This is a genomic window from Roseomonas haemaphysalidis, from assembly GCF_017355405.1.
GTDB lineage: Bacteria > Pseudomonadota > Alphaproteobacteria > Acetobacterales > Acetobacteraceae > Pseudoroseomonas > Pseudoroseomonas haemaphysalidis.
The window spans coordinates 54,027-79,863 of sequence record NZ_CP061178.1; the positions used below are offsets into that span (position 1 = coordinate 54,027).

Consider the following 25,837-nt stretch of genomic DNA (forward strand, 5'->3'; position numbering starts at 1 on the left):
AGCGGGGCGGGGCGGGAATGACGGTGCGGGCGCCCCCTGGGGGCACGGCGCGACACTGGGGCCGGGTCTGGCCGCTGCTGCTGGTCCTGCTCGGGCTCGGCGCCGCCTATGCCGCCGGGCTGCACCGTGTTCTGTCCTTCGAGGCGCTGGGCGCGCGGCAGGAACAGCTTCGCGCTCTGGTCGCGGCCCACCCGCTGCTGGCGCCACTGGCCTATGTGGCGGCCTATGCGGCGGCGGCGGCACTGTCCCTGCCCGGGGCGGTGGTCATCACGCTGGCGGGCGGGCTGCTGTTCGGCACCTGGCTCGGCGGCGCCTCCGCGGTGCTGGGGGCCACGGCGGGGGCGATCCTGCTGTTCCTGGCGGCGCGTCATTCGCTGGGCGACTGGCTGGCTGGCCGCGCCGGGCCGCTGCTCGGCCGCATCCGGCCGGGGTTGGAGCGGGATGGCTTCTCCTACCTGCTGGCGCTGCGGCTGATCCCGCTGTTTCCCTTCTGGCTGGTCAACCTGGCGCCCGCCCTGGTGCGCATGCCGCTGCCGACCTTCGCCGGCGCCACGCTGCTCGGCATCATCCCCGGCACCTTTGTCTTCGCCTCGGTCGGCGCGGGCGTCGGTGCCGTGCTGGCGGAAGGGCGGCAGCCGGACCTGTCCGTCATCCTGCGCCCCGCCGTGCTGTTGCCGCTGCTCGGGCTGGCGCTCTTGTCGCTGCTGCCGGTCGCCTGGCGGCGCTGGAAGGACCGCAAGCATGGCTGAGCACGACCTCGTGGTGATCGGCGCCGGCTCGGCGGGGCTGTCCATCACCCATGTCGCGGCCCGCATGGGCCTGCGCGTCGCGCTGGTGGAGCGCGAGCGGATGGGCGGCGACTGCCTGAACACCGGCTGCGTGCCCAGCAAGGCGCTGCTGGCCGCCGCCCATGCGGCAACGGAGGCCCGCCGCGCCGGGCGCCTCGGCATCCGCCTGCCGGAGCCGGAGGTGGACTGGGCGGCGGTGCGCGCGCATGTGCAGGGCGCCATCGCCGCCATCGCGCCGCAGGATTCCGAGGACCGCTACCGCGCGCTGGGCGCCGAGGTGATCCGCGCCGAGGCGCGCTTCGTTTCGCCCGATGCGGTGGAGGTGGCGGGCCGGCGCATCACGGCGCGGCGCTTCGTGGTCGCCGCCGGCAGCCGCGCGGCGGTGCCCGCCATCCCCGGGCTGGAGGACGTGCCGTTCCTGACCAACGCCACGCTGTTCGGCATGAAGGAAAAGCCCGCGCATCTGCTGATCCTCGGCGGCGGCGCCATCGGGCTGGAGATGGCACAGGCGCATGCGGCGCTGGGCTGCCGCGTCACGGTGGTGACCAGCGGGCGCCTCGGCGCGCGCGAGGACCCGGAGCTGGTGGCGGTGCTGCGGGATGCGCTGGCCGAGGCCGGGGTGAGCATCCTGGAGGATGCGCGGGTGGTGGCCGCCGAGGCCGGGGCCGTGCTGCTGCTGGCGGATGGCCGGCGGCTGGCCGGCAGCCACCTGCTGGTCGCGGTGGGCCGCACGCCCAACCTGGAATCCCTGGGGCTGGAGGCGGCGGGCATCCGCGCCACGCCGCGCGGCATCGCGACCGACGCCGGGCTGCGCAGCACCACGAACCGCCGGGTCTTCGCGGCGGGCGACATCGCGGACCCGGAGGGACTGGGGCCACGCTACCTGACGCATGTGGGCAGCTTGCACGCCGGCATCCTGGCCCGGCGCATCCTGTTCCGGCTGCCTGCCAAGCTGGACTACGGCGCGCTGCCGCGCGTCACCTACACCGATCCCGAGCTGGCCCAGGTGGGCATGACCGAGGCGGAGGCGCGCGCCGCCGACCACAAGGTCCAGGTCCTGCGCTGGCCCTTCGCTGAAAACGACCGCGCCATCGCGGAAGGCCGCACGGAGGGTTTGGTCAAGCTGGTCGCCACCCCGGGCGGGCGGCTGCTCGGTGTTGGCATCGCCGGGCGCCACGCGGGCGAGATGATCGGCCTGTGGACGCACGCGATCGGCGCCAGGGTGCCGCTGCGCGACCTGGCCGGGCTGGTGGTGCCCTATCCGACGCGGGCGGAGGCGGGCAAGCGCGCGGCGGGGGTGCCGGCGCTGGAGCAACTGTTTTCCCGCCCCGCGCGGTGGGCGGCGCGAACCCTGGGGAGGCTGCCATGGTGATGGCAACGCGGCGCGGCTTCGCGCTTCTGGCGGGCGGGTTGGTGGCCGGCTGCGCCACGCTGCAACCCCCACCCCCCGCGATGACGGGCGACCCGGAAGCCGCCTGGGCGGCGGTGCTGCGGGAGCGGGTGGACGCGCGGGGGCGCGTGGACTTCGCCGGTCTGGCACGGCAGCCAGCGGCGCTCGACGCCTATGTCGCCCATGTCGGCATGACGGCGCCGGACGGCATCGCGGACCGCGCCGCGCGCATCGCCTATCTGATCAACGCCTACAACGCGTTGGCGATGTGGAACGTGGTGCGGGCCGGCATCCCGGAGCGGCTGTCGCTGCTCGGCCGCGTCGGCTTCTTCAAGCTGACGCGGCTGGTGGTGGGCGGGCAGGCCATCTCGCTCTACGACTTCGAGAACGACGTGATCCGCCCGCTGGGCGAGGAGCGGGTGCATTTCGCGCTGAACTGCATGGTCGTGTCCTGCCCCCGCCTGCCGCGCGTCCCCTTCACCGGCCCGGGGCTGGACGGCGAGCTGGATGCTGCGGCGCGGCTGTTCTTTTCCGAGCCGCGCAACCTGCGGGTGGACGACGCCGCGCGGGAGATGCATGTGTCCGCGATCCTGGACTTCTACACCCGGGACTTCCTGGCCAGGGCGCCAAGCCTGCCGGCCTATGTGAGCCGCTACAGCGCCACCCCGGTGCCATCCGGATACCGCACCGCCTTTCTCGACTACGACTGGACCATCAACCGGCAGCCCGGCGGCGGCGCGGCGTGACCGCGCGGCGGGTGCTGGCGGCGCTGATCGCGCTGGTGCTGCTGCTGACCGGCCTCGCCAAGCTGCTCGACATGCCGGGCTTTGCGGCGGTGGTGGCCACCTACCGCGTGGTGCCCCCGGCGCTGCTGGCACCCGCCGCCTGGGCGGTCGTGCTGGGCGAACTGGGACTGGCCGCGTGGCTGGCCTCGGGCCGCGCGCTGCGCCGGGCGGCGCTGCTGTCCGCCGCGCTGCACACGCTGTACCTGGGCTGGGCCGCCGTGGCGCTGCTGCGCGGCCTGCCGATCGCCAATTGCGGCTGCTTCGGGGTGTTCTGGGCGCGGCCGCTGTCTCCCGTCACCCTGCTGGAGGACGCGGCGATGATCGCGCTGTCCCTGCTGCTGGCACGCCTGGCGGTGCGGTCGTGAGGGCGCTGCTGCTGGCGCTGCTGTTGCTGGCCGCGCCGCTGCGCGCGGCGGAGCTGGATGGCGTCGTTTTGCCCGACAGCCGCGTGGCGGAGGGGGTGACGCTGCGGCTGAACGGCATCGCGCTCCGCACCTACAGCATCTTCCGCGTGCATGTGTATGTGGCCGGGCTCTACCTCGCGCAGCCGGCGAGGACCGCGGAGGCGGTGCTGCGCCAGCCCGGCCCCAAGCTGGTGGAAATGCGCTCGCTGCGCGATGTCGGGCGGGACGACGTGCATCGCGCCTGGCGGGCGCTGCTGGACGAGAACTGCCCCGCCCCCTGCCCGGTGACACCGGCCCAGGTGGAACGCTTTCTGGCTTTGTCGCCGGCGCTGCGGGCCGGCGGCAGCACGACCTACGTGGTCACGCCCGCCGGGGTCGCCGTGTTGGTGGACGGGCAGGCGTTGGGCAGCGTGCCGGGGGAGGCCTTCGGGCGGCTGCTGCTGGCCACCTTCATCGGCCCGGCGGCGACCTCGCCGGAGGTGCGGGCCGGGCTGCTCGGCACCGCGCGCTGACCGGCCAGGAGAAACACCGCCAGCACCGCCAGCCCGCCCAGCCACACAGCGCGGGACAGCCGCTGCTGGTCCAGGAAGTCCCGCCGCGTTGCCGCGTCTGCTGCGGGGTCCAGGAACACGCGGTATTCGATGTAATGCCAGTAGGGCGTGCCCAGCGCCCAGGCGATGAAGAAGCGCCAGGCCCAGCGCGGCGGCGGGGTGCCCAGCGGCGGCAGCAGCGCCAGGGCCAGCAGCAACGCCGCCAGCCCACCGGCTGCCAGCGCCGGGCGCAACAGGCGTTTCACCAGCGGCGAGCCACCGGCACCAATGGCCGGCCGCGCCGTGCATGCTCGGCCGGCGGCAATACGTCGGCGGAGGGCCAGATGCCGGAGCCCAGCGCCGCCGCGTAGCCTTCCGGCAGCCGGGCCGCACGCATGGCGGCGGCGGCGGCGTCGTGGTCGTAAGACAAGGGGCGTAGCTCGGCACGCAGCCCGCCGCCCGGTTCCGGCCAGAGCAGCGCGAACCAAGTGCGCGGCGTCCCGTCATCCGCCGGCATGCCGATGGCGCCGGCATTGATCCAGGGCGCGCCCCGAACGTCGCGCAGAAAGGGGATGCCGCAATGGCCGGCCACCACGCCGTCGCAGCCGGTGGCCGCCAGCTCGGCCGCCAGCACCGCCTCCTCGGCGGAAGCGAACAGGAAGCGGCTAGTTTCCGTGGCCCCGCCATGGATCACCGCCAGCCGCCGGCCGCCGATCTCCAGCACCAGCCGCCCGGGCAGCGCCGCCATCCAGCGGCCCTGCGCGGCCGTCACCCGCGCGGCGGCATACGGGTACCAGCCGCGCGACAGCAGATCGCAGGCGGTGCCCTCGGCGAAGCCGCAGCCGCAATCGGCCTCGCCCGCCGCCAGGTTCTCCTCGCAATTGCCGGCGATCACGTGACTGCCACTGCGCATCACCCGGTCCAGCGTGCTGGCGGGGTCGGCGCCATAGGCCACCACGTCGCCCGTGCAAACCATGCGGGTGGGCGGGATGCCCAGCCGCGCGGCCTCGGCCAGCAGTGCCTCGGTGGCCTGCAGGTTGGAATAGGGACCGCCGAAGACCAGCACGGGGCCATCGGCGCGGAGCAGCGGGGTCATGCGGGCACCATGCGGCCGGCGTCCAGCCGCAGGCGGCGGTCGGCGTGGCGGCGGGCCAGCTCCGGCTGGTGCAGGGACACGAGCACCGCCAGCCCGCTGCGCCGCGCCAGGTCGCGCAGCAGCAGCAGCACCGCCTCGGCGTTCTCCGGGTCCAGGCTGGCCACCGGCTCGTCCGCCAGCAGCACCGGCGCCTGCTGCATCAGCGCGCGGGCGATGGCCACGCGCTGCCGCTGCCCGCCGGACAGCGTGTCCGCCCGCCGCCGCCCGACGGCGCCGAGGCCCACGCGCTCCAGGCAACCGGCGGCCAGCGCCCGTTCCGGCGCCGGCCACAGCCGCAGCACCGCGCGCGCGAAGCCGATGCGGGCCAGCGCGCCGACCATCACGTTGTCCGTAGCCGAAAGCCGCCGGGCCAGGGCGTGGTGCTGGAACACCATGGCCGGGCGGGCGGCGGCGCGCACCAGCCCGGCATGCGGCACCAGCCCGGCGCAGGCGCGCAGCAAGGTGGTCTTGCCGGCGCCGGAAGCACCCTCGACCGCCAGCACCTCGCCGGGCGCGACCGCGAAGCTGATGCCGGACAGCACGGTGCGGCCGGCCAGCGCAACGCCGAGGCCCTCGACCACCAGCCCACCCGTCACAGCAGGCTTCGGCGCAGCGCGCCGGACAGGCGGTCCGCCACCAGCACCAGCGCGACGATGACGATCAGGATGGCCAGCACGCGGGCGAAGTCCAGGAGATCCACGGCGTTCTTCAGCTCCTGCCCCAGCCCGCCGGCGCCCACCAGCCCCAGCACGGTGGAGGCGCGGATGTTGGCTTCCCACACGTAAAGCACCGCCGAGGCGGTCTGCGGCAGCGTTTCCGGCACCAGCACCACCGCCGCCGCCGCGGCAGGGGAAGCACCGGCCGAAAGCGCGGCCTCGACCGGCGCGAGGTCGGCCGCTTCCAGCGCTTCCGACCACAGCTTGGCGATGGAGCCCGCCGAATGCAGCGCCACGCCGATCATGCCGGCAAAGGGACCGAGGCCCACGGCGGCCACGAAGATCAGCGCGAAAACGAAGCCGTCCACGCCGCGCAGCGTGTCCAGCACCGCGCGCACGGGGTGGTAGAGCCAGGGCAGGGGGGCCACCGGCCGCGCCGCGAAGAGTGCCAGCGGCAACGCCATCAGCGCCGCGACAAAGGTGCCGAGCGAGGCGATGGCCACCGTCTCGGAGGCCCTGCGCGCGATGTCGGCTGGGCCGGAGAAGTCCGGCGGAAAGGCACCGGACAGCCAGCGCGCCAGACGCGGCAGCCCGGCCGCCAGGCGGCCGAGGTCGGGCGAAACGACCTGCACACACCAGGCAAGGAACAGCGCGAGGAGCAGCCACCCGGTCGCCCGCCGCATCAGCCCCCGCCGATGCGCCCGAGCGCGCGGCCGGCGCTCTCGATCAACGCGTAGGAGGTGGGCGTGGCGGCCTCCCAGCCGGTGTAGTTGGGCGGCATGATGCGCGCGGCCGTTGCCTCGTCCACCGCCAACGCGGCGCGCAGCAGGGCCTGCTTGGTGCCGTCGTCCAGCCCACGCCGCGCGGCCAGCGCGTCGTTGGGCAGCGGGTCGGAGCGCCAAACGATCTTGACCTGATCCGCCCGCACCCGGCCGGCGGCGATCATGGCGGCCAGGTTGCGGTCGTAGTCGGTGGCCAGATCCACTTGGCCGCTGGCGACGGCGATGTCGTTGGCGGGGTGCGAGGCGCCGTCGCGGTACTGGAAGTAGGTCCGCGGGTCGATGCCGCGCGCCTTGAACCAAGCATGCGGGATCAGCCAGCCGGAGGTCGAGCCGGCATCGGCGAAGGAGATGGAGCGGCCCTTGGCGTCGTCCGGGAAGTTGGGAAAGTCCAGCTCCGGGCGGGCGATGATGATGGCCTGGTAGGTGGGCTTGCCCTGGTAGCGCACCACGGCCAGCGCCTCGGCGCCCGCGCGGTCCTTGGCCAGCACGTAGCCCCAGGGGCCCATCCAGGCGCAGTCCACCTGGTCGTTGGCCAGCGCCACGGCGATGCCGGCCCAGTCGGTGGTCACCGTCAGCTCGAAGGGCCGGTCCACCGCTTGGGCCAGATGGGCGAAGAAGGGCTCGTAGGCGCGGCGCGTGTCGCCCGCCGTGGGCTGGAACGGCCCGACCGCGAAGCGGATGGGCGCCCGCTGCGCCAGGGCGGGCAGGGCGAGGGCCAGCGCAGGGGCGCCGAGCAGCAGGCTGCGTCGCAGGGTCATCGGTCGGTTCCTAGCGGCTGCACGCCGCGCCGCCCAGAACGCAGAACTTGGCGCAGTGCGGGTGGTTGAGGGGGACCGGGCGGCTGGCCTCGGCCAACGTGGCGCCCAGCTCGAACTGCGGGTCGTAGGCCAGCAGGGTGCAGGCCAGCACCACCGCATGTTCCGCGCCCCGCCGGCGCACCACCATGCGGGACGAGGAGCACATCACGCTGTCCGGCGACTTGCCGAGGATGCCCCAGCAGCTTTCGGTGATCTCGGGCACCTCGGCGGCGGGGTCCATTTCGGGGAACAGCATCAGGGCCACCGGGTCGGCGGCGTCCAGCGGCAGGCCGCGCTCGGCGAAGAGCAGTGCGTAGCCCTGGCGCAGCGCCGCCTCCGGCTCGTGCCCGAAGGCGGCGCGGCCGGCGACGTTGATGCGGAATCCCTCGGCGGCCAGCCAGGCCATGCCCTGCATGGTGGTCTCGAAGGTGCCCCTGCCGCGCTCCAGGTCGTGCAGCGCGGCGCCGTAGTGGTCGAGCGAGACGCGTATCGTCAGCTGCCCGGGATGCGCCGCGTTCAGCGCGGCCAGCGCGTCCTTGTGCCGCATCATCGGGCGCATGGCGTTGGTCAGCACCAGCGCCTGGAAACCGCGTTGCAGCGTGTCGGCCAACATGGCCAGCATGTCCGGGTTCATGAAGGGCTCGCCGCCGGTGAAGCCCACCTCCTCGACCGGCAGGGCGTCGCGGGCGATCTCGTCGAGGTATTCGCGCACCTCAGCGGCGGAGATGTAGACCAGCGCGTCGTTGCGCGGGCTGCTTTCGATGTAACAGTTGGCGCAGGTCAGATTGCACAGCGTGCCGGTGTTGAACCACAGCGTCGAAAGGGCGCCGAGGGCGACGGCCGCCCGCCGCTCCCCCTTTGCGGTGACCTGCGGGTCGCGGAATTTGGCGGTGGGTGGCGCGAGGGTGGCGGCTGTCACTTGGCGGCTTCCTCCTTCAGGCGGCCCTTCAGGGTCTTGCGGGTGTGGGTGACCTTGGGCTGGCCGTGGCCCGGCGGGCCCCCGGCCGCGACCTGGCCGGTCAGCGGGTCCCACCAGCCGCCCTGGGCGGCCTGCACGGGCTTGAGGATGAACTCGTCCCGCTTGGCGTTGTGCAGGCACATGGAGATGGGTCCGTCGCGCGTGGCCACCATGAACACGCAGGCATCGATGCGCTCGCAGTCCAGGCAGCCGGCGTCCATGAAGTCGTGGATGAAGAAGGACAGCTTGTGGGCCCTGCCGCGCGCGGCCAACAGGTCCGCCTTCATGCGCCACAGCTTGCGCGCGGTCCAGGGAATAGCACGCGCCACCACGCCGGGGCTGCGCAGCAGGGCGCCGGCCAGGGCGCGCACGGCGCGGCCGCGGTGCTGGCGGTCGAACTGCACGCCGGCCGTGGTTTCCAGGAGGTCCGCCAGAAAGGCCTTGTCGTCGAACAGGTCGTGCACGTGGCCGCCGGCCACCAGCGTCATGGCGTAGCGGTTGCAGGCCGAATGCCCGGCCACGGGGCTGTCGAAGTTGATGGGCGCGCCGGCTCCCTGGCGCAGCCGGGCGGCCACCGTGTCGATCGTGATCGGCTCGCGCGCCGAGCGGACGGTGCCGCGCCCGGTATCGGCCTGCAGCTGAAAGGAGGCCAGGCGCACGACATCCGCGTGCTGCACGAAAAAAGCGGCGACGTCGGCGATCTCGTGGAAGTTGCCGTCATAGGCGGTGGTGTTGAAGAACACCGACAGCGGCAGGCCGCGCGCGCGCTCGATATACTCCAGGCGCACCGCGTTGAGCGCGACCTCGCTGTCATAGCCCTTGCGTTCCTGCGTCATGTCCACGTGGAAGGCCACGTCCACCAGCCCGGCCTCGCACAGCTCCGCCAGCATTGCGCGGGTTGCTTTGATGCCGTTGGTGAACAGCGAGGGGCGCATGCCAACCGCGCGGATGCGGCGGACGATGGCCACAAGCTCATCCCGCTTGCGCAGCGTGGGGTCGCCGCCGGTGACCTGGACGTCGGTGTCCGGGCCGTAATGGGCGCGGATCATGTCGATGCGGCGGAACACCTCGTCCAGCGGCAGGTCCTTCACCGCCTCGGAATGGTCGGACAGGTAGCAGAGGGTGCAGTCCAGGTTGCAGCGCTGGGTGATCTCCAGCGCCACGCAGCCGATGCTCCAGCGCCGGCCCATGGATTGCCGGGGGTGCCACTGCCCCGTGTTCTGCATGCGCGCGCGGGCGCGCTGCATCGGCGCCTCGCCCGGGGCCAGGGGCGCCTCGGGCTGCGCCGCCGCGATCTGGGCCGGGGTCATCACCGGGGGAAGCATGCCGTCGGCCATGTCAGTGTTCCAGTTCCGGGAGAAGGGGGCGCGGGGCGCTCAACGGTTGGCGCCGTTCAGGGACCAGTCGTAGGCGTCGCCGCCGATGCGGGTGATGCCGTCCAGCGTCGCCGCCTTGGCCGGCTCGGCGTAGCGCCGCAGATGTGCGATGACGCCGGCATCGGTGCCGCCGAAATCCGCCTTGTACCAGATGTAGATGGAGGAAACGGTGAGCCGGCCGTTTCGCACCTGGAAGCCGCGCGGGTGGTTGACGTAGGCGCGCGCCGCGCGGTCGAGCTGCGCTTCCATGCCGGCGGCGGAATAGGGCTCGGGCGCCAGGTTGGGGCAGCCGAGCGAGGCGCAGTTGACGGCGTAGTGCGTGCGCGGGTCGTGCCAGATGGAGCGCAGAATGCGGTGCTCGATGTCGTTCAGCGACAGCGGCTCGCCTTCCACCTGCACCAGCTTGGCGTCCCAGGGGCCACGGCTGAACAGGCCGGGGGAGATGCCAATGTCGGTGATGCTGCTCACCGGCATGGCGCGCAGCACCACCAGCACGGTCAGCTCGTTGTACAGGTTGGTCCAGAAGGCGCGCTGCTCGGGGCGGGCGAGGCCGGACACCGGCACGCCGGCCAGCCGCGCCACGTCCGCCTCCAGCGCCGCCCGGTCGGCCGGGGACACGGCAGCGTAGGCGAAGCGGTTGATGCCGTCCGCGCCCGGCCGCAGGTAGCGGCGCAGGATGCCGGCCCAGGGCGCCTGGTCGACCTGCGCGGTGGAGCTTTGCTGTTGCCGTTCCCAGCGCGGCCATGGCTCGGAGGATGGCGCCGCCAGCGCCGGCGTGGCGGCCAGCAGGGCGAGGATGAGCCAGAACGACCGCATGGGACCTCCGACGCGTTTCTTGCTCTACGCCGGGAAACGATGATCGGATGCAGCCGGCGGCGCAAGCAGCGGGACGGCGGCGTCAGCGCCCGGCCAGTTCCGGCCAGCGCCCGAGATCCTCCGGGCGGTCCAGGTCCGGCAGCCGCTCCAGCACGGCGGGCACGATGCCCCGGGCGGCGAAGCGGGCCATGGTTTCGGCGAAGACGACCTCCGTGCCCCAGGCCATCGGCTCGAACAGGAACGGCATCGGCTCGCGCAGGCCGATCAGCCAGTAGCCGCCATCCTCGGCGGGGCCGATCACGGCGGGGTGGCTTTGCAGCGCCGTCCTGGCCTGCTCCAGGTGGCGGGGCGCCAGGTCTGGCAGGTCGGCGCCGACCAGGATGGCGGGCGCGTCCGCCGTCGCGCGCGCCATGCGCGCGCCGAGATCGCCGTCCCCCTGCTCCGCCAGCGGCACGGCGGCACCCAGCCAAAGGCAAAATTCGGCGGCGGGCGCGCCGGTGTGGCGCAGTTCGAACGGCAGGCCGCTGGATCGCAGCACGGCCAGGGTTCGTTCGGTCAGGCGGCGGTGCAGTAGGGCGGCGCCGTCCGGGCCCAAGGCCGGGATCAGCCGGGTCTTGGCCCGGCCCGGCTCGGGGAAGCGCGCGAAAAGCGCCACGCGCGGCAAGGGCAGGCCGCTGCCGCCGCCAGGGTGGTGGGACGCCATGTGGTGCTGCTTCCATCCTGGTTGGGTGGCGGAACCATCGGGCCAATCGGCTGGGCTGACAACCGTGGCTAGGCTTCGGGGCGGTGGCCAGCCTGGCACGCCGGCTTTCCCACGCTGCGCGGCGCGCGGGTTCGCCGCGCCCGCACGGTCGCGTGGTGTGCTCATGGCCAAATCGGCGCGCCTTCCAGCCCGGCGGCTTCCGGCAGGCCGCACATCAGGTTGGCGTTCTGCACCGCCTGGCCGGCCGCACCCTTGCCGAGGTTGTCGACCACCCCCATCGCGACCACCAGGTTCCGCTCCGGATCGGCCGCGTAGCTCACGAAGGCGAGGTTCGATCCGGTCGCCCACTTGGTTTGCGGCGGCCTGTCGGTGACGCGGACAAAGGGACGCCCGGCGTAGAAGGCCCCCGCCGCCTCCAGGCACCGTTCCGTGGTGGCGCGGCCGCGGCAATATGCCGTGGCAAGGATGCCGCGCGTCATCGGCACCAGATGTGGCGTGAACACCAGCCCGGCCGCGCTGCCGCTGCTCAGTCGCTCGATGGTCCGGGCCATCTCCGGCATGTGGACGTGCCGGAGCAGGCCATAAGGCACCAGGTTCTCGTTGCTGTCCGCGTAGCCGAAGCGGCTGTCGCCGCCGCCCCGGCCGGCGCCGGAGATGCCGGTCTTGGCATCGACGATGATGTTGCCGGGCTCGATCAGGCCCTCGGCCAGGAGCGGCGCCAGCGCGGTCAGCGTCGCGGCGGGAAAGCAACCGGGGTTGGCGATGCGGCCGTGGCCCCTGATGCGATCCGGCCAGACGTCGGCGAGGCCGTAGGTCCAGCCCTCGGCGTCGCGATGGTCGCCGCCGATGTCGACGATCCTCACCGACGTGGGGACCCGGGCCAGGGCGGCGGCCGAAGTGCCGGTGGGCAGCGACGCGAACAGCAGGTCGAGCGCCGGCAAGCGGTCCGGGTCCCATTTCTCGATGACCAGCCCGGCCAGCTTGGGTGAAACGCCGGGAAAGCGGTCCGCCAGGCGGCTGCCGGCGCTGCCCTCGCCGGCGGCATAAACGAGTTGAAAGGACGGATGGCCGGCGACAAGGCGCAGGGCCTCGCCGCCGCCAAAGCCGCTGATGCCGACAATGCCGACGCGAATGGTCATCGAAGAAATCCTGCTGCTGGGCGGAAGGCAAAGAAAAACCCCCGGAGCCAGGGGCTGCGGGGGTTTGGAAGATGCGGGCTGACGCCGCCTTTGGAATGCACCGCTAGAACGCGGAGCGAACCAAGGGGGCCTGTCTGCACGCAGCCACGAAAGCCGCCGCTGAACAGCAGCGACGGCGTCGGCTCGCGGTGCGGATGTGACGGCCATGCATGGGGCTGAGGGTAACGATGCGCCGGAAAGCTTGTCAACATGGCTGCGCGAAGGGGCCTCCGCCCCGCCGCACGGTGTCGTCAGGTGTGCGTCATGGGACGGATGGGGGTTGCACGGCGATCAAGATGCCTTCCGGTCAGCTGAGGCCTGCGGCTGTCAGCGCCACAGCGAGGCCGGGGCCTTGCGCACCTGGCCGCTGGCTTGTTCCAACGTGCTGATCTCGCCGGCCCAGACCTGGTCGATCAGCGCACGGTTCACCCCGATCCAGTCCGATACCCGAGTGAACTCCGCCTCGTACAACCCGCCGCTGACCTGCATCACCAGCGGCTCCAGCATCAGCAAGGTCATGCGATCCGGCTCGAACCGTGCGCCCGGCGTCACGCCGATCACCAGCGGCTCGTCGGCGTGGCCCTGCCGCAGCCAGACCACGCCGGGCAGGCCGGTGAGATGCTGCCGCAGGCCGATGGGCTGCGACGGAGCCGGGGCGGGCGGCACGACCGGCCTGTGATTCTGGACCGGGGCGGGGGTGGGGGCGGGCTGCGGCTCCGCCCGCGGAGCCTGCGTCGCGGCCGGGGGAGGCGCCTCCACGACGGCAACCGCCTCGTGGCGCTGCGGCGGCACCACCGCCTCGGTTGCCGCGGCCTCCGGCGGCAGGGCGCCGACCGTCACGCCATCCTCGTCCGCCGCCAGGGAGATGCTGAAATCCACCGCAAAGACCATGCGTAAGGCATCCTCGAAGGCCGCGCGAAAAGCCTGCTCTCCCTGCTCCGGGCTGCCGAAGCGGCGCTGCAACTCGGGCCATGCGGTCGTTGTGCTATGCCCGGCCGGCTGCTGCTGCAGCTTGTGGCGGATCCAGCCATGCGCATCGAGCGCCAGGGGCTCGGCCGCAAGCGCCGTGACGATGGCGCGGTCCAGCGGCACCGCCTGGCGCACCAGGCTGGCATGAAAGCGGCTGCTGAGCCGCAAGCGCGGCCGCCAGGCGGCCGGGGCGTGGTAGCGTTGCGCCCGCGCATCGAAGACGGCCAGCACGGGCTGCTGCTCCCAGGCAACGCTGAGCTTGCCGGCCGCCAGGCGCTCGATCTGGGTGCGCAGCTCCTGCAACACCGCCTCATCCGCCGGAAGCCCGAGGTCCGCTGCCAGAGCTGAAGCGTCGGCACCCAGCTCCACCACGGTGCTGTTGGTGCGGACTGCCTGGTCGCACAGATGCATCAGCAGGCGGCGTGGCGCCCAGCCGGACGGAACAGGATGATCCGATCCGGCGCCGGCGTCGAAGGCCAGCTGAAGACCGCCGCCCTCCTGTCGCTGCCAGGGGGCGGGGACCGAGGCCACCGGCAATGCCAGCTGGCAGAAGACCGGATGCAGCCAAACCAGACCGGGATCGCTGCGTGCATCAGTTGCAGGGGGCATGAGGGATGCTTGAGCGGACATATTCATGGCGTGTAATCCATTCGGCAAAAGCAGCGGCACGCCTTTGCAAACTGCATGATCTTGCTGAACTAGGGGGCTATTGTGAATGTATAGCAGAAGTGGTGTCGCCTAACATCTCGGCAATGCTCTCATGGCATTCGTCCGGGACACGATGTCTCATATCTTTTCGAGCTTGCGAAGCTGTTTGGACAGCACTCCGCCGTCCATGCCCAGCTATCATAGAAGTCAGCACCACGAACTGCGCGGCCGAGCAAAAAAATCGTTAAGCACGGCATTTCGCGTGGCGCGAGATACTCCGCGATAACCAGGTGATCCAACAAAACAGTGTCGTCGTGCAGCCTGTCCTAGCGGGGCGCGGGCGATCGCATGGCACCTGCGGGCCGGCGGCGGATGGCGGGCATTGATCCTGCGGGCGGGGGGTCAAGACCTCTCGGTAATCTGGCCGATTGCTAGGCCGACCACACCTGGCCGGGCCGTACGGCAAGGAACCGGCCGGGATCGGTCGCCTGTCCGTTGAGCGCCAGGGCCAGATCGGCCGGTGGAGCATCCACCGCCTCGTCGGTCAGCTGAAAGGTGCCCCAGTGGTAGCCGAGGGCCTGGCGCGCCCCCAGCAGGTTGAAGCCGTGCACGGCATCGGCCGGGTCCATGTGCTGGCTGGCCATGAACCATCTCGGTTCATAGGCGCCGATCGGCAGCAGCGCGAGGCCGACCGCGCCATGCTGCCGGGCCACCCGCATAAAGGGCTGGCCCTGGTCGAACCCGGTATCACCCGCGAAGAACACGCCATCGCCCAGGCCGCGCAACACGAAGCCACACCATAGTGCCGCATTGCGGTCGAAGATCCCGCGCGCCGACCAGTGGTGCACCTGGACCGCCACGACCTCGACACCATGGCCAAGCGGCACCACCCCGCCCCAGTCCACGGCGGTGACCGGAATGTCGGCGCGGTGCGACTGGATGGTCGCGTCGTTGCCCAGCGGCGCGACGATGCGCGGCCGGTCGCGGCGCCACAGCCGGTCGAGCGTTTCCAGATCCAGATGGTCGTAATGGCCGTGGCTGACGAGCACGGCATCGATCGGGGGCAGATTCTCGAAGGCGATGCCCGGCGGGTTGACCCGCTTTGGCCCGGCGAAGGACAGCGGGCTGGCACGCTCCGACCACACAGGATCGGTCAGGATATTCAGGCCGCCACCCTGGATCAGGAAGCTGGCGTGACCGACAAAGCTGACCCGCAGCGGTCCCGCCGCCCGTGGTGGCCGGTCGGGCGCGAAGGGGCTGGGATAGCTGTCCGGCCAGTCCCGCGCCTCGCCTGCCAGCTTCCAGCGCGCCAGGTCCAGAAAGCCGCGCGGCGGGGCGCCGTCCGGATTGAAGAAGGTGGCGCCGTTGAAATGCCCCGTGACGGGCCGCTGGGCGGCGGTGCCACAGGCCGGCAGCATCGCCGCGGCACCGAGCGCCACCAAGCCGCGCCGCCGCAGCAACATCGGGCGTCCTGGGCGGTCGCTACTCAACCGCCCGGCTCCATGATGCGGCCCGGGAGCGCGTCGCGGCACCCGCGTAGTGCGCCTGGCATGGTAGAGTCCGAGATCATGGCTACCATCAGGCCAACTGTCCGCCATGGCCCCGCTGCGAGGCAAGGACGGTTCCCCGGGGCCGCAACTCCCCGGCATCCCGCAGAATGGCGACCAGCCGCCCCGCCTGCCGCGCCGTGGCGGACCGGAGCGGAAAGGGCGAGGCGGGCAGGGCCAGCAACAGCCCGCGCGCTGCGCAAGTCCGCCTGTCCCTCCGCTGGTTCGTGCCGCCTCTCCGCATCCTGTCCCACCCCCGGCGCTGTCGCTGATCCCCCTGCAGCTTTGGCGGCAGGTCGTCCCGCAGAGCGAATGCCGCGAAGCCGGCTGCGGTTGCCCCGTGCCAGTGCTCCAGGACGGCTGAGCATCAGCCTGCCGCTGCGTCGCAATTGGCCGGGCCGGGCGGCAGGGTGGGCAGGATACGCCGCTTCAGCGTCGGCGCGTCGCCGGCCCGGGGCCGAAGGGTCTGCTGCCTTCAGGGCGCGCCGTATTGCGCGTCGGTCACCTGCTCCAGCCAGTCGACCGGCGAGCCATCGAGCTTTTCCTGGATGGCGATGTGGCTCATCGCTGTGGTTGGCGCCGCACCGTGCCAGTGCTTTTCGCCGGGCGGAAACCACACCACGTCGCCGGGGCGGATCTCCTCGATGGGTCCACCGTCGCGCTGCACCCGGCCGCAGCCGGCGGTGACGATCAGCGTCTGTCCGAGCGGGTGCGTGTGCCAGGCGGTGCGGGCGCCCGGCTCGAAGGTGACCAGGGCGCCGGCTACCCGCGCTGGCTCGGGCGGGGAAAACAACGGGTCCACCCGCACGGTGCCGGTGAAGTACTCGGCCGGCCCGCGGCCGGAGGGCTGGGAGCCCGCACGCTTGATATCCATATCAGGTCACCTGTCCTGCAAGGGTTCAAAGAGGTGGGCCGCCGACGTCTGCCCCGGCATCACGGCCCACCGGCTGGAAACCAGCGTTGCGATGCCCAGGCCGATAAGGGCCCAGATGATGGTGGCGAGCAATCGCGGATGACTATGTCGCCCTGTGGCACGGCACGGGCCTGTTGCGTGCCGAGCAGCGCAGGGTCGTCATCGCGGGCGGGTCGGGAGTTTTATCCGGGAGCCTGAAGCTGGCTTTCGAAGGCACGCAGGAAGCTGCGGAGGTACCCGCCCAGGGCCGGACTCAGATAGCCGCCTTCCTGCACCAGCAAGGTGGGATAGTTGGCGGCGGCCAGCATGCCGCCCGCTGCTGCGAAGCCGGCATCCGTGATTTTCAGCGCACCGGTCGGGTCGCTTTCGCCAGCGTCGAAGCCGAGGGAAACGACCAGGGCGCCTGGTGCGAAGCTGCGGATGCGCGCCAGGGCGGCATCGATCGCTGCAAGCCATGGCGCGTCGGGCGTGGCCCATGGCAGGGGCAGGTTGAAATTGCTGTCCGGGGCGCCCGCACCACCGGTTTCATCGGCGTAGCCGGCATAGAACGGGGCGGTCAGGCTGGGATCCACATGCACCGAGCACACCAGCACGTCCGGCCGATCCCAGAAGATGAACTGCGTGCCGTTGCAGTGGTGCACATCGATATCGATGATCGCGACCTTGCCGAACCGCTTGGTGAGCTGTTGCGCCGCGATGGCGGCGTTGTTCAGGTAGCAGACGCCGGTCATCAGGTCGGGATAAGCATGGTGGCCGGGCGGGCGGCACATGGCATAGACCGGTGCCCCCGCCGCGGACACGCGCTCGGCGGCATGAACGGCGACCTGGGTGCTGGCGAAGATGGCGGGCCACGTGCCCTCGGTGATCGGGCAGGAGGTGGAATTGCTGTACCAGCCAAGCTCGCCCAGCAGTTCCGTGGGTTTGCGGAACATCCGGTGGGTCGGGTGCACGTTGGGGATCACCACCGGCCCGAAGTCCGGATTCGCCGTCCAGCGCCCGTAGACATCCTTCAGGAAGGTGACATAGGCGGGGTCATGCACCTCCGTGATCGCCTCGGGCCGGTTGAGAGGCGCCTCGACGATCTCATGGCGGTCATGGCGGACGATATCGAGAAAGATGCGGTAGCGCTCCGCCCGGTCGGGCTGGGCGATGAACTTTCCTGTGCGGAATACGGTGTCCGGGTCATGCAGCGCCTGGTCGGGATGGTGAACCACCAGCATCTGGCTTTTCCTTTCTTGTGTGACGTTCGCGGTCTGCCGGTCAGTCGAGCGATCGACCACGTGTTTCCGGCGTCAGGACGATATGCGTGGCGAGGGTGATGACGCAGACGAGCATCACATAAAGCGCGATGTACCAGGGGCCCCCCAGCTGATGCAGATAGGTCGCGGCCATCGGGGCCGTGCCACCGAAGATCGCCGCGCAGACCGCGTAGGGAATGCCGATGCCGGACGCCCGCACGCGGGTGGGAAAGAGCTCGGCGAAGAGCGTTCCCAGGACCGCATTGTTGAGGGATACGAACAGGGCGCCGACGACCGCGACAAATGCGAAGACACCGAAGCTCAGGGCTGGCACGGCTAGCATCGACAGCAGCGGGTAGGTGAACAGCAGGAAGCACACTGCCGCGCCGATCAGGAAGGGCTTGCGGCCGATCCGGTCGGAGACAAAGGCGAAGAGCGGCACGCCGATGCAATAGGCGATGCTGGCCAGGATGCTGCCCGCGAAGCCCGAAGCCCGGTCCAGGCCCCCCACCATGCTGGCATAGGTGGGCAGGAAGATCATCCAGAGGTAATATTGCAGCCCGTTGAGCTGCACGACAAAGACGATGAAGACCTCGCGCGGGTACTCCATGATGGAGGCGATGATGCCCGCGATGGTCATGGCGCGGCCGCTGCGCGTGCCCTCAACCTGCGCCCGCTTGAAGGCGGGTGTCTCATCAAGGCCGGCCCGGAGGTACAACCCGAAGACCGATAGCGCTGCGCCGAGCAGGAATGGCAGTCGCCAACCCCAGCTTTCCAGGTCGCCTGGCGCGATGTACCGGGTCGTCAGCGTCGCCACTGCGGTGGCCACGAGCACGGAAATGCCGATCGAGACCTGCTGCGGCGAGGCCGCCAAAGCCCGGTTCTTCAGGTCGGCGTGCTCGTTCAGGAACGTGATGGCGATCTGGTACTCGCCGCCCGCCGAGAAGCCCTGCAACAGCCGGGCCGCCAGGATGATCAGCGGCGCGGCGAGGCCGATCTGCGCGTAGGTCGGGCAAAGGCCGATCATCAGGCTGCCGAAACCGGCCATGATGATGGTGGCTGACAGCAGGTTGCGCCGTCCGTACTTGTCCGCCAGCGGCGACAGAACGAAGGCGCCCAGTGGCCGGCCGAGAAAGCCCACCGCGAAGACGGTGAAGCTGGCCAGCAGCGAGCTCGCGGCATTGTCCGACGGGAACATCTGCGAAGCGAAGATCCCGGCCAGAAAGCCGTAGATGGACCAATCGTACCATTCGATGAAATGCCCGAAGGCACCACCCCACATGGTCCGTTGCCGGCTCGGCGCGCCGGCAGGCGCATGGCCTGACTGGACCGCATTGCTCATGCTTTCGCTCTCCTGGCTTGGGCCGGCTTGGCGCCGCGGGATTCGGGGGAGGTGGTCAATTGCTCGAACCGCTGGCCAACCGTTTCCGCCAGCAAGCCAAGGTTCTTTTCAAAGTAGGTTGCATCCTTGTCGAGAAACCGCTCGAGGCTGAGGCCACGGATCGCCACCAGCATGAATTCGAACAAGGCGACCGCTTCCGGCTTGCGGTGATCGGACAGGACCTGCCGCTCCACCCAGGGGTGGACGATGCCGTGCACGGTGTTCACCCGATCTGCGACGACCCGCCTATGGAACGCTTCATCGGATCGCGTGCCGATGATGATTTCCCAGATGGCCCAATAGGACGGGTCCCCGTAGACCTCCCACAGGTGCGCGACCAGCTGTGCCGCGTTGATGCCGTGGGAATCCTGCGCCACCTCCTCCTGGCGTTCGAGCCGCGAGCGCAACTGCTCGGACGCATGGTGGAGCACGCCGAACATCAGGTCGCCCTTGGTCGCGAAGTGATGATGGAGGGCACCGGTCGTGACCCCGGCCTGGGCGGCGACGCGGGCGGTGGTCGCGCCGGCATAGCCAGCGCTTCGCAGGAGTTCCACGGTCGCCTGGATCAGCAGGGCACGGGTTTCGGAGCTGCGGTCGGCATGGGATCGGCGTGCTGACAATGGCATGAGGAGGATGCTGCCATTCAAATACCGATCAGTCAGTATGTAATTGAGCCGAGGCTGACGATTTGTGCCCCGCAAAGTGGTCCCTGGCCTTCTGATCGCTGCAGTGTCGCGAGGGTTGGCCAGGGATGTTCCATCGAGCCCGCGCCGGAGATGCGGGGCGCCGCGTCAGGGAGACGACCGATGACAGGGCGTGCTGGGTGGCACGCTGTCCCCGGTCGGTTGTCCATCCACCCGGCCGCACGCAACCTGTGGCCGGATCGCTGACAGCGATCCCTCCATCCCTGCTAGGACCGCCGGCACAGGATGGGCCGGGACCTTATCGGTGCAGGGCGCCGGTGTGCAGCAGCTGCCACACGTCTGCGGCCACCTGGTTGGCCGCGCCCAGCCGTTCGATCAACTGCGCCGGGCGGCTGCCACGCAGCCCGGCCACGGTCAGCCGGCTGTCGCGCACATAGGTATAGACGCCGCTGACGGCAAAGGCCGCGACGTGGCGGATATGCGCCTGCTGCTGCGCGACCGTGGCGCGGAACGCTTGGGATGCGTAGAAGCGCCGCCGGGCCATCGGGGATTCGAAGGCCAGTTCCAGGATCGCCAGCAGCGTCCGCTCGGGCGGTACCAGGTGGTCGACCTCGGGCGCCGGGGGCGCGGGCTTGGCGTTGTCATAGCGGGTCGGCTGGTGGAGCCGGGTCTTCAGCACCGCCGGCTCGGCGGCCAGCGTTTCCGCGAAGCCCCGCATGAAGGTGGCGAAGGCCGCCGGGTCGACGTCGCCCGCGCCGAAATGCACGTGGATGCGGTCCAGCCCGTCGTCGCCATTCGGGGCTGGGTCCGGCATTCGGTCGACCAAGGTCCGCGATCCCTCGGGCAATGCATAGGCGACGGTGGCCGCGAACATGTTCTGCTCGTCGGCGAAGAGGATGGGGCAGGCGGCGTTGAATCGCTCCTGCTCGGCCGCGGAGGCGAAGCCGATCTCGACCCCGCCATCCAGCTCGTAGTCGGCGAAGGGTGCGATGCCCTCGATCGCCGGCCAGAGATGGGCGTCCTGCTCGCGGTTGAAGTGGTTCTGCACGTACCAACCGAGGCCCGGGATGCGCGAGCAGAGCGGGCCGTGCACGTCGCGCCAATAGGTCGCGAACAACTCATGCGGCACGCGGGGGCGACGCAACACGGTGGTGTAGCTGTTGATGGCGATGGTGCCATCGCGTTCGGCGTAGTTTTCAGCAACCGGCATGCGGGGCATGGGACGATCCTTGGAAAGCCAGCGCGATTAGTGGCCGGCGATGGAAGAAGCGGCAAGAAACGAAGCGCAGGCGTTGCGGCGACCCTGGCGAAGGCACGGCGAGGCGGCACGGGGTCCGATGCCACATGATGCGCCCGGGTGCCGCTGGCCGGCCCGCGACCTGGTCAGCGCGCGGCCGCCGGAGCGGGTGTCGCCGTGCGCGCCTGCAGCCGGGCGACCAGCGGCACCATGGCGGCGCCGGCCAGGGCGATGCCAGCGGCAACGGAGCCGACGGCCGCCAGACCCCAGTGCTGGATCACCGCGCCGCCGATCATCGCGCCCAGGCCGATGCCCGCATTGGCCATGGAAACGTTCAGCGTGCCGGCCAGCGCCTGGGCCCGGCTGGCGGACTGCATCACCCTCACTTGGCAGATGGGGTACAGCGCGGTGTTGGCCACGCCCCAGACTGCCAGCGCCACCATCAGCCATCCATGCTGGCCGGCCAGCGGCGCCGTGGCGGCGAGGCCGGCGGCCAGCACCAGCACCGCCACCAGCGTCACCCGCAGCGGGTTGCGCGCCACGAAGTGGCCACCCAGCCAGTTGCCGGCCAGCCCGACGACGCCGAACCCCATCAGCCACCAGCCGACCTGCCCGGAGGGGATTGCCGCCAGCTGCTGCAGCATGTCGGCCAAATAGGTGTAGCCGGTGAACATGGCGCTGAAGACCACGACGGACAGCACGACATTGCCCAGGAAGAAGGGGTCACGCAGGATGCGTGCCTGCTCGGCCAGCCGCAGGCGCTGCGGCCGCGCGAGGGTCGGCATCACCAGCATCAGCAGCACCGCCATCAGCAGCGACAGCGCGGCCAGGCCCCAGAAGGTGCCGCGCCACCCGAACACGTCCGACGCCAGGGTACCGAGCGGGATGCCGAACACCATGGCGCCCGAGATGCCGAGATAAACCTGCGCCACGGCCTTGCCGGACCGCCCGGGCCCCGCCAGCACGCCAGCCGTCTCGCTGGCCGTGCCCCAGAACACGGGCAACGCCAACGCGGGCAGAAAGCGCCCGAGGCCCAGCACCCAGATGTTGGGTGCCAGGGCGGCCAGGGCGTTGGAGGCGGCGAAGACCAGCAGCAGCACGACGAACAGCCGCTTGCGCTCGAAATGCGACAGAACCGCTGTCAGCAGCGGGCCGAACAGCATCACGGTGAAGGCGAACAGCGTGACGAGCTGCCCGGCGGCGGACACAGAGATGCCGAGGTCACGCGCCAGCCCCGGCAGCAGGCCGACGATGATGAACTCGGTGGTCACGATCACGAAGGCCGAGATGGCCAGCAGCACGACCGCCAGCCCATGGCCCGAGGCGGCGGCCGCCTGCGCCGGGGCGCCGGGTCGCGATAAGGTGGAAGCAGGCATCGGCAGCTCTCCTGTCTGGGAGCCTCCCGATATAACAGTGATTGTAATTCCCGGATGCGGTATTAATTCCTGATTGTTGTGACAGAAATTCATCAATAGGCTGGCGGCGATGATCCCGTCCGAACGTCTCAAGGGCATCGAGGCCTTCGTGGTCTCGGCCGATACCGGCTCCTTCACGGCGGCGGCGGAGCGGCTGAACCTCACCGCCTCGGCCATCAGCAAGGGTGTGGCGCGGTTGGAGGCGCGGCTCGGCAACCGGTTGTTCGAGCGGACCACGCGGCGGCTGGCGCTCACCGATTCCGGCAGCGCCTTCTATGCGACCTGCGTGCGGGTGCTGGCGGAGCTGGAGGATGCCGAGGCCGTGCTGGCGGCGCAGCGGACGGAGCCGGTAGGGCGCCTGAAGGTCAATGTGCCCGTGGCCTTTGGGCATATCGGCGTGATGCCCGTGCTGCTCGCCTTCTGCGAGCGCTATCCGAACCTGCGGCCTGAGGTCAGCTTCACGGACCGCTTCATCGACCTGATCGAGGAAGGCGTCGATGTCGCCGTTCGCATCGCCGCCATCGGGCCTGCGGGCAGCGGCCTCGGCCACCGGACGCTGGGGCAGGAGCACCTGATCCTTTGCGCGGCCCCCGCCTATCTGGCGCGGCGCGGCCCGCCGCCATCCGTGGACGCGCTGTCAGACCACGAATGTATCCTGTATGGCCGCAGCGACGGCAGCACCATCCCATGGCGCTTCGGTTATGCGGGCGGGACGCTGGAGCAGCGCGTGATGGCCGGCCACATGACGCTGGGCAGCGCCGAGGCACAGGTCCGTGCCGTGAAGGCCGGCCTGGGCGTCGCGCAGCTGGCGACCTGGCTGATCCGTGACGAGCTGCGGCGTGGCGAGCTGGTCGAGATCCTGCCGGCCCATGCCACGGAGGGGCTGACGCTGCATCTGGTATGGCCGCGCAGCCGTCAGCTCAATCCCAAGGTCCATGCGTTCATCGAAACCCTGGCGGAGGAATTGCACATCGGCTGACGCGGCGCCGGGCCGGAGCAGAGGTGCCGTTGATGATCCTGCTACCTGTGGCACGGGGCCAAGCCCCCTGCCTTGCAGGTTCGGCCGACGTCATCCCGCCAATTCGCGCCGCACGATCGCCGCTCCGTCCGCCATGGCCTTCAACTTCGCGAAGGCACGTGGGCGCGGCAGGTACTTCATGCCGCAATCCGGTGCCACCACCAGCCGTTCGGCGGGGAGGCGCTTCAGCGCGGCGCGGATACGCTCCGCCACCTGCTCCGGCGTTTCCACGGCTTCACTGCCGAGGTCGATGACGCCGAGCATGATGGTCTTGCCCGACAAGGCATCCAGCACCGAAAGGTCGAGCCGCGGCTGCGCTGCCTCAATCGAGATCTGCGCCGCCGTGCAGTCGGCCAGCTGTGGCAGGAAGGAATAGCCGGACGGCTTGTCCTTCACCACGGCGGCGTAGCCGAAGCACAGGTGCACCACCGTGTCCCCGTCCAGCCCCTCCAGCGCGCGGTTCAGCGCCTTGACGCCGAAGCGTGCCGCGGCCTCCGGCCGCGCCTGCATCCAGGGCTCGTCGAACTGAATGACGTCGACCCCCGCGCGGCGCAGGTCCTTGGCTTCCTCGTTGACGGCGGCGGCGTAGTCCATCGCCATCGCCTCCTCGTCCTTGTAGAATTCGTCGGATGCCTGCTGTGACAGCGTGAACGGCCCGGGCAGCGTGATCTTGGTGCGCTTGTCCGTGTTGGCGACCAGGAACTCCACGTCGCGCACCTCCACCGGCCGGTTGCGGCGGATGCGGCCGACGACGCGCGGCACCAGCGTTTCCTTGCCGGCGCGGCCCATGGTGCGGGCGGGATTGTCCACGTCCACGCCGTCCAGCGCCAGCGCGAAACGGTTGGAGTAACTTTCCCGCCGGATCTCGCCATCCGTCACGATATCGACGCCCGCGCGCTCCATGTCGCGGATCGCGACCAGGGTGGCGTCGTCCTGCGCCTGTTCCAGCGCATCCTCGGCCACCCGCCACATCTGCTTCATCCGCACGCGCGGCACCAGGTTTTGCGCCAGCACGGCACGGTCCACCAGCCAGTCCGGCTGCGGGTAGCTGCCAACGACGGTGACGGGGAGAAGCTTGTCGGTCATGCGGTAAGTTCCTGTGGTGGGAAGAAAGGTTGGGGGAATGAATTCCCCCAAACCCCCATCTTCTTTTTGAATATTTGGCCCTGGCATCGTGGCACTTTGGAGCCGCTGGCGGTCGCGAGAAGCAGACAGAAAAAATAGGGGTTCGGGGAAATTCCTTTCCCCGACCTTGATTACTTCCGTGGCAGCGCCGTCGGCTGATAGGCCAGCAACCGCCATGCCCCATCCTCTCGCGTCCACACCGCGCAGGTCATCGCGCCGATGGTCTTCTCGGCGCCGTCGCGGTGGATGTCGGCGCCCATGGTGCCGAGTGCCACGGCGGCATCCGGCCCGGCGGGCAGCACCGCCTTGGTCTCATAGCGCACCGCGTGGTAGCGCAGGCTGCCGCTGGTGAGCGTTGCGAGGTAGCTTTCCCGTGTATCCTGGGTGGCGTCGGAATGGCTGTAGACCAGATGCTCCGACAACAGTTCGCGCAGCGCGGCCACATCACCCGCCTGCATGGCGGCGTAGCGGCGGGCTTCCAGGCCCTTGATCTCATCCTGCATGGCGGGTCCTCAGCGGGGGTTGTTGGCCAGCAGCCGCTCGGGCCAGGTGGCGACACGGAAGAAGTCGAGCCCGCCCTCGCCGCTCGCCTGATAGGCGGCGGCGAATTGGCGGGCGAGGGCGGAGAGCGGCATCGGCGCGCCTTCCCGCTGGCCGACGGACAGCGCAAGGTCCACGTCCTTGGCCACGAGGTCGATATCGGCCGCCGGGGTCCAGTCACGCGCTTTCAGCATGTCCACCTTGTAGGCCAGAAGCGGGGAACCCGCGACGCTGCGCGACAGAGCGTCCAGCATGCCGTCCCATTCCAGGCCGAGGCGGCCGCCGAAGGCCAGCGCCTCGCCGATCACGGCGGGCGTCAGCGCGACCACGAGGTTGACCATCAGCTTCACCGCGCGCGCCTCCTCGGCGGCACCGCAGCGCAACGTTTCGCGCCCCAGCACGGCGAGCAGCGGCGCGCAGCGGTCCATCGCGGCCCCGGGGCCGGACAGGAACAGCGTCAGCGCACCGGATTCCGCCGTGGCGGTGCTGCCGGAAACGGGGCAGCGCAGGTAGTCGGCGCCACGCTCTGCTATCAGTTCCGCCACGCGGGCGGAGGCGGCGGGGGAGACAGTGGAAAGATCGACGAAGACCCGGCCGGGGCGGATGGTCCGGGCCACGTCCTGCGCCACGGCCAGCAGCGCCAGGTCGTTGGGCACCATGGAGAAGGTGACGCTGGCCTGTTCCGCCACGGCGGCGGCCGTCGCGGCCGGGTGGGCGCCCGCCGCCGCCAGGGCGGACACGCGGGCGTGGTCGGGGTCCGTGACATGCAGGATGGCGCCGGCGGCCAACAGGCGGCGGCACAGCGGCGTGCCCATGCGGCCGGCGCCGATCCAGCCCAGGGTCTGGTCGCGAAGGTCCGTCATC

At 70.7% G+C, this 25,837-nt stretch carries 26 protein-coding genes; 6 read left to right on the plus strand and 20 right to left on the minus strand.

All coding sequences use genetic code 11. The annotated features are described in order from the left end of the window. Positions 1-17 precede the first annotated feature (17 nt). From IAI59_RS17915 to IAI59_RS17935, 5 genes are read left to right on the plus strand one after another with little or no spacing between them, the layout of a single operon-like run. Positions 18-749 (plus strand): TVP38/TMEM64 family protein, encoded by a 732-nt coding sequence (locus IAI59_RS17915; protein WP_207415743.1) that lies wholly within the window; start codon positions 18-20, stop codon positions 747-749. Next, a complete protein-coding gene (locus IAI59_RS17920; RefSeq protein ID WP_207415744.1) occupies positions 742-2,160 on the plus strand; it encodes a dihydrolipoyl dehydrogenase family protein in 1,419 nt (472 codons plus the stop codon). The genes IAI59_RS17915 and IAI59_RS17920 overlap by 8 nt, the downstream gene beginning before the upstream one ends. After that, positions 2,154-2,924 carry a DUF547 domain-containing protein gene (locus IAI59_RS17925; RefSeq protein ID WP_207415745.1) on the plus strand — a complete coding sequence of 257 codons (771 nt, stop codon included), beginning with the start codon at positions 2,154-2,156 and terminating at the stop codon, positions 2,922-2,924. The genes IAI59_RS17920 and IAI59_RS17925 overlap by 7 nt, the downstream gene beginning before the upstream one ends. Next, positions 2,921-3,328: a MauE/DoxX family redox-associated membrane protein gene (locus IAI59_RS17930; protein WP_207415746.1), complete on the plus strand. Its 408-nt coding sequence runs from the start codon at positions 2,921-2,923 to the stop codon at positions 3,326-3,328. Before IAI59_RS17925 ends, IAI59_RS17930 begins: the two co-directional genes overlap by 4 nt. Continuing rightward, positions 3,325-3,879, plus strand: a complete 555-nt coding sequence (locus IAI59_RS17935; protein ID WP_207415747.1) for a chalcone isomerase family protein — start codon at positions 3,325-3,327, stop codon at positions 3,877-3,879. The genes IAI59_RS17930 and IAI59_RS17935 overlap by 4 nt, the downstream gene beginning before the upstream one ends. A 280-nt stretch (positions 3,880-4,159) precedes the next feature. Here IAI59_RS17935 and IAI59_RS17940 read toward each other — a convergent pair whose 3' ends face one another. From IAI59_RS17940 to IAI59_RS18020, 17 genes are all read right to left on the minus strand, one after another. Next, a complete protein-coding gene (locus tag IAI59_RS17940) occupies positions 4,160-4,993 on the minus strand; it encodes a metallophosphoesterase family protein (protein WP_207415748.1) in 834 nt (277 codons plus the stop codon). Then, positions 4,990-5,628: a phosphonate ABC transporter ATP-binding protein gene (locus IAI59_RS17945; RefSeq protein WP_207415749.1), complete on the minus strand. Its 639-nt coding sequence runs from the start codon at positions 5,626-5,628 to the stop codon at positions 4,990-4,992. Before IAI59_RS17945 ends, IAI59_RS17940 begins: the two co-directional genes overlap by 4 nt. Next, positions 5,625-6,371, minus strand: a complete 747-nt coding sequence (gene phnE, locus IAI59_RS17950) for a phosphonate ABC transporter, permease protein PhnE (RefSeq protein WP_207415750.1) — start codon at positions 6,369-6,371, stop codon at positions 5,625-5,627. Before phnE ends, IAI59_RS17945 begins: the two co-directional genes overlap by 4 nt. Beyond that, positions 6,371-7,228, minus strand: coding sequence for a phosphate/phosphite/phosphonate ABC transporter substrate-binding protein (locus IAI59_RS17955; RefSeq protein ID WP_207415751.1), 858 nt, complete (start codon positions 7,226-7,228; stop codon positions 6,371-6,373). The genes phnE and IAI59_RS17955 overlap by 1 nt, the downstream gene beginning before the upstream one ends. A gap of 10 nt (positions 7,229-7,238) precedes the next feature. Further along, positions 7,239-8,186, minus strand: a complete 948-nt coding sequence (locus tag IAI59_RS17960; protein ID WP_207415752.1) for a radical SAM protein — start codon at positions 8,184-8,186, stop codon at positions 7,239-7,241. After that, positions 8,183-9,562, minus strand: a complete 1,380-nt coding sequence (locus IAI59_RS17965; RefSeq protein ID WP_207415753.1) for a radical SAM protein — start codon at positions 9,560-9,562, stop codon at positions 8,183-8,185. Before IAI59_RS17965 ends, IAI59_RS17960 begins: the two co-directional genes overlap by 4 nt. A gap of 39 nt (positions 9,563-9,601) precedes the next feature. Beyond that, positions 9,602-10,417: a DUF547 domain-containing protein gene (locus IAI59_RS17970; RefSeq protein ID WP_207415754.1), complete on the minus strand. Its 816-nt coding sequence runs from the start codon at positions 10,415-10,417 to the stop codon at positions 9,602-9,604. Between the two features lie 82 nt (positions 10,418-10,499). Next, on the minus strand, positions 10,500-11,120 hold the full coding sequence (locus IAI59_RS17975; RefSeq protein ID WP_207415755.1) for a TIGR04282 family arsenosugar biosynthesis glycosyltransferase: 621 nt from the start codon (positions 11,118-11,120) through the stop codon (positions 10,500-10,502). 161 nt (positions 11,121-11,281) lie between these two features. Further along, positions 11,282-12,259, minus strand: a complete 978-nt coding sequence (argC, locus tag IAI59_RS17980) for an N-acetyl-gamma-glutamyl-phosphate reductase (RefSeq protein WP_207415756.1) — start codon at positions 12,257-12,259, stop codon at positions 11,282-11,284. Between the two features lie 366 nt (positions 12,260-12,625). Further along, the gene (locus IAI59_RS17985) at positions 12,626-13,876 is read right to left on the minus strand and encodes a replication protein RepA (protein ID WP_207415757.1); all 1,251 of its coding nucleotides are present in this window, start codon (positions 13,874-13,876) and stop codon (positions 12,626-12,628) included. Between the two features lie 470 nt (positions 13,877-14,346). After that, on the minus strand, positions 14,347-15,405 hold the full coding sequence (locus IAI59_RS17990; RefSeq protein WP_237180485.1) for an MBL fold metallo-hydrolase: 1,059 nt from the start codon (positions 15,403-15,405) through the stop codon (positions 14,347-14,349). A 532-nt stretch (positions 15,406-15,937) separates the two neighbouring features. Beyond that, positions 15,938-16,336, minus strand: a complete 399-nt coding sequence (locus tag IAI59_RS17995; RefSeq protein WP_207415758.1) for a (R)-mandelonitrile lyase — start codon at positions 16,334-16,336, stop codon at positions 15,938-15,940. A 221-nt stretch (positions 16,337-16,557) separates the two neighbouring features. Further along, positions 16,558-17,655 (minus strand): histone deacetylase family protein, encoded by a 1,098-nt coding sequence (locus tag IAI59_RS18000; protein ID WP_207415759.1) that lies wholly within the window; start codon positions 17,653-17,655, stop codon positions 16,558-16,560. Beyond that, positions 17,636-18,955: an MFS transporter gene (locus tag IAI59_RS18005; RefSeq protein WP_207415760.1), complete on the minus strand. Its 1,320-nt coding sequence runs from the start codon at positions 18,953-18,955 to the stop codon at positions 17,636-17,638. The genes IAI59_RS18000 and IAI59_RS18005 overlap by 20 nt, the downstream gene beginning before the upstream one ends. Beyond that, positions 18,952-19,641, minus strand: coding sequence for a TetR/AcrR family transcriptional regulator (locus IAI59_RS18010; RefSeq protein ID WP_207415761.1), 690 nt, complete (start codon positions 19,639-19,641; stop codon positions 18,952-18,954). Before IAI59_RS18010 ends, IAI59_RS18005 begins: the two co-directional genes overlap by 4 nt. A 295-nt stretch (positions 19,642-19,936) precedes the next feature. Further along, entirely contained in the window at positions 19,937-20,857 is a 921-nt protein-coding gene (locus tag IAI59_RS18015) for an EthD domain-containing protein (protein WP_207415762.1), read from the minus strand. 164 nt (positions 20,858-21,021) lie between these two features. Further along, entirely contained in the window at positions 21,022-22,251 is a 1,230-nt protein-coding gene (locus IAI59_RS18020; RefSeq protein WP_207415763.1) for an MFS transporter, read from the minus strand. Positions 22,252-22,360: 109 nt separating this feature from the next. On the opposite strand from IAI59_RS18020, the gene IAI59_RS18025 reads away from it, so the two are divergent. Next, positions 22,361-23,269, plus strand: a complete 909-nt coding sequence (locus IAI59_RS18025) for a LysR family transcriptional regulator (protein ID WP_207415764.1) — start codon at positions 22,361-22,363, stop codon at positions 23,267-23,269. A gap of 90 nt (positions 23,270-23,359) precedes the next feature. Here the strand turns inward: IAI59_RS18025 and IAI59_RS18030 are convergent, their stop codons facing one another. From IAI59_RS18030 to IAI59_RS18040, 3 genes are all read right to left on the minus strand, one after another. Further along, a complete protein-coding gene (locus IAI59_RS18030) occupies positions 23,360-24,394 on the minus strand; it encodes a 5-methyltetrahydropteroyltriglutamate--homocysteine methyltransferase (RefSeq protein ID WP_207415765.1) in 1,035 nt (344 codons plus the stop codon). Between the two features lie 170 nt (positions 24,395-24,564). Next, positions 24,565-24,936 (minus strand): nuclear transport factor 2 family protein, encoded by a 372-nt coding sequence (locus tag IAI59_RS18035; RefSeq protein WP_207415766.1) that lies wholly within the window; start codon positions 24,934-24,936, stop codon positions 24,565-24,567. Between the two features lie 9 nt (positions 24,937-24,945). Continuing rightward, the gene (locus IAI59_RS18040; RefSeq protein WP_207415767.1) at positions 24,946-25,836 is read right to left on the minus strand and encodes an NAD(P)-dependent oxidoreductase; all 891 of its coding nucleotides are present in this window, start codon (positions 25,834-25,836) and stop codon (positions 24,946-24,948) included. Position 25,837: the final 1 nt, after the last annotated feature.

Bases quoted from the DNA above. Each gene is read 5' to 3' on its own strand.
- IAI59_RS18020 (WP_207415763.1), bottom strand. From the start codon at position 22,251: ATGCCTGCTTCCACCTTATCGCGACCCGGCGCCCCGGCGCAGGCGGCC.
- IAI59_RS17965 (WP_207415753.1), bottom strand. From the start codon at position 9,562: ATGGCCGACGGCATGCTTCCCCCGGTGATGACCCCGGCCCAGATCGCG.
- IAI59_RS18015 (WP_207415762.1), bottom strand. From the start codon at position 20,857: ATGCCCCGCATGCCGGTTGCTGAAAACTACGCCGAACGCGATGGCACC.
- IAI59_RS18030 (WP_207415765.1), bottom strand. From the start codon at position 24,394: ATGACCGACAAGCTTCTCCCCGTCACCGTCGTTGGCAGCTACCCGCAG.
- IAI59_RS18040 (WP_207415767.1), bottom strand. From the start codon at position 25,836: ATGACGGACCTTCGCGACCAGACCCTGGGCTGGATCGGCGCCGGCCGC.
- IAI59_RS17975 (WP_207415755.1), bottom strand. From the start codon at position 11,120: ATGGCGTCCCACCACCCTGGCGGCGGCAGCGGCCTGCCCTTGCCGCGC.
- IAI59_RS17985 (WP_207415757.1), bottom strand. From the start codon at position 13,876: ATGCCCCCTGCAACTGATGCACGCAGCGATCCCGGTCTGGTTTGGCTG.
- IAI59_RS17940 (WP_207415748.1), bottom strand. From the start codon at position 4,993: ATGACCCCGCTGCTCCGCGCCGATGGCCCCGTGCTGGTCTTCGGCGGT.
- IAI59_RS18025 (WP_207415764.1), top strand. From the start codon at position 22,361: ATGATCCCGTCCGAACGTCTCAAGGGCATCGAGGCCTTCGTGGTCTCG.
- IAI59_RS17920 (WP_207415744.1), top strand. From the start codon at position 742: ATGGCTGAGCACGACCTCGTGGTGATCGGCGCCGGCTCGGCGGGGCTG.
- IAI59_RS18005 (WP_207415760.1), bottom strand. From the start codon at position 18,955: ATGAGCAATGCGGTCCAGTCAGGCCATGCGCCTGCCGGCGCGCCGAGC.
- IAI59_RS17970 (WP_207415754.1), bottom strand. From the start codon at position 10,417: ATGCGGTCGTTCTGGCTCATCCTCGCCCTGCTGGCCGCCACGCCGGCG.
- argC (WP_207415756.1), bottom strand. From the start codon at position 12,259: ATGACCATTCGCGTCGGCATTGTCGGCATCAGCGGCTTTGGCGGCGGC.
- IAI59_RS17925 (WP_207415745.1), top strand. From the start codon at position 2,154: ATGGTGATGGCAACGCGGCGCGGCTTCGCGCTTCTGGCGGGCGGGTTG.
- phnE (WP_207415750.1), bottom strand. From the start codon at position 6,371: ATGCGGCGGGCGACCGGGTGGCTGCTCCTCGCGCTGTTCCTTGCCTGG.
- IAI59_RS17915 (WP_207415743.1), top strand. From the start codon at position 18: ATGACGGTGCGGGCGCCCCCTGGGGGCACGGCGCGACACTGGGGCCGG.
- IAI59_RS17955 (WP_207415751.1), bottom strand. From the start codon at position 7,228: ATGACCCTGCGACGCAGCCTGCTGCTCGGCGCCCCTGCGCTGGCCCTC.
- IAI59_RS18035 (WP_207415766.1), bottom strand. From the start codon at position 24,936: ATGCAGGATGAGATCAAGGGCCTGGAAGCCCGCCGCTACGCCGCCATG.
- IAI59_RS17995 (WP_207415758.1), bottom strand. From the start codon at position 16,336: ATGGATATCAAGCGTGCGGGCTCCCAGCCCTCCGGCCGCGGGCCGGCC.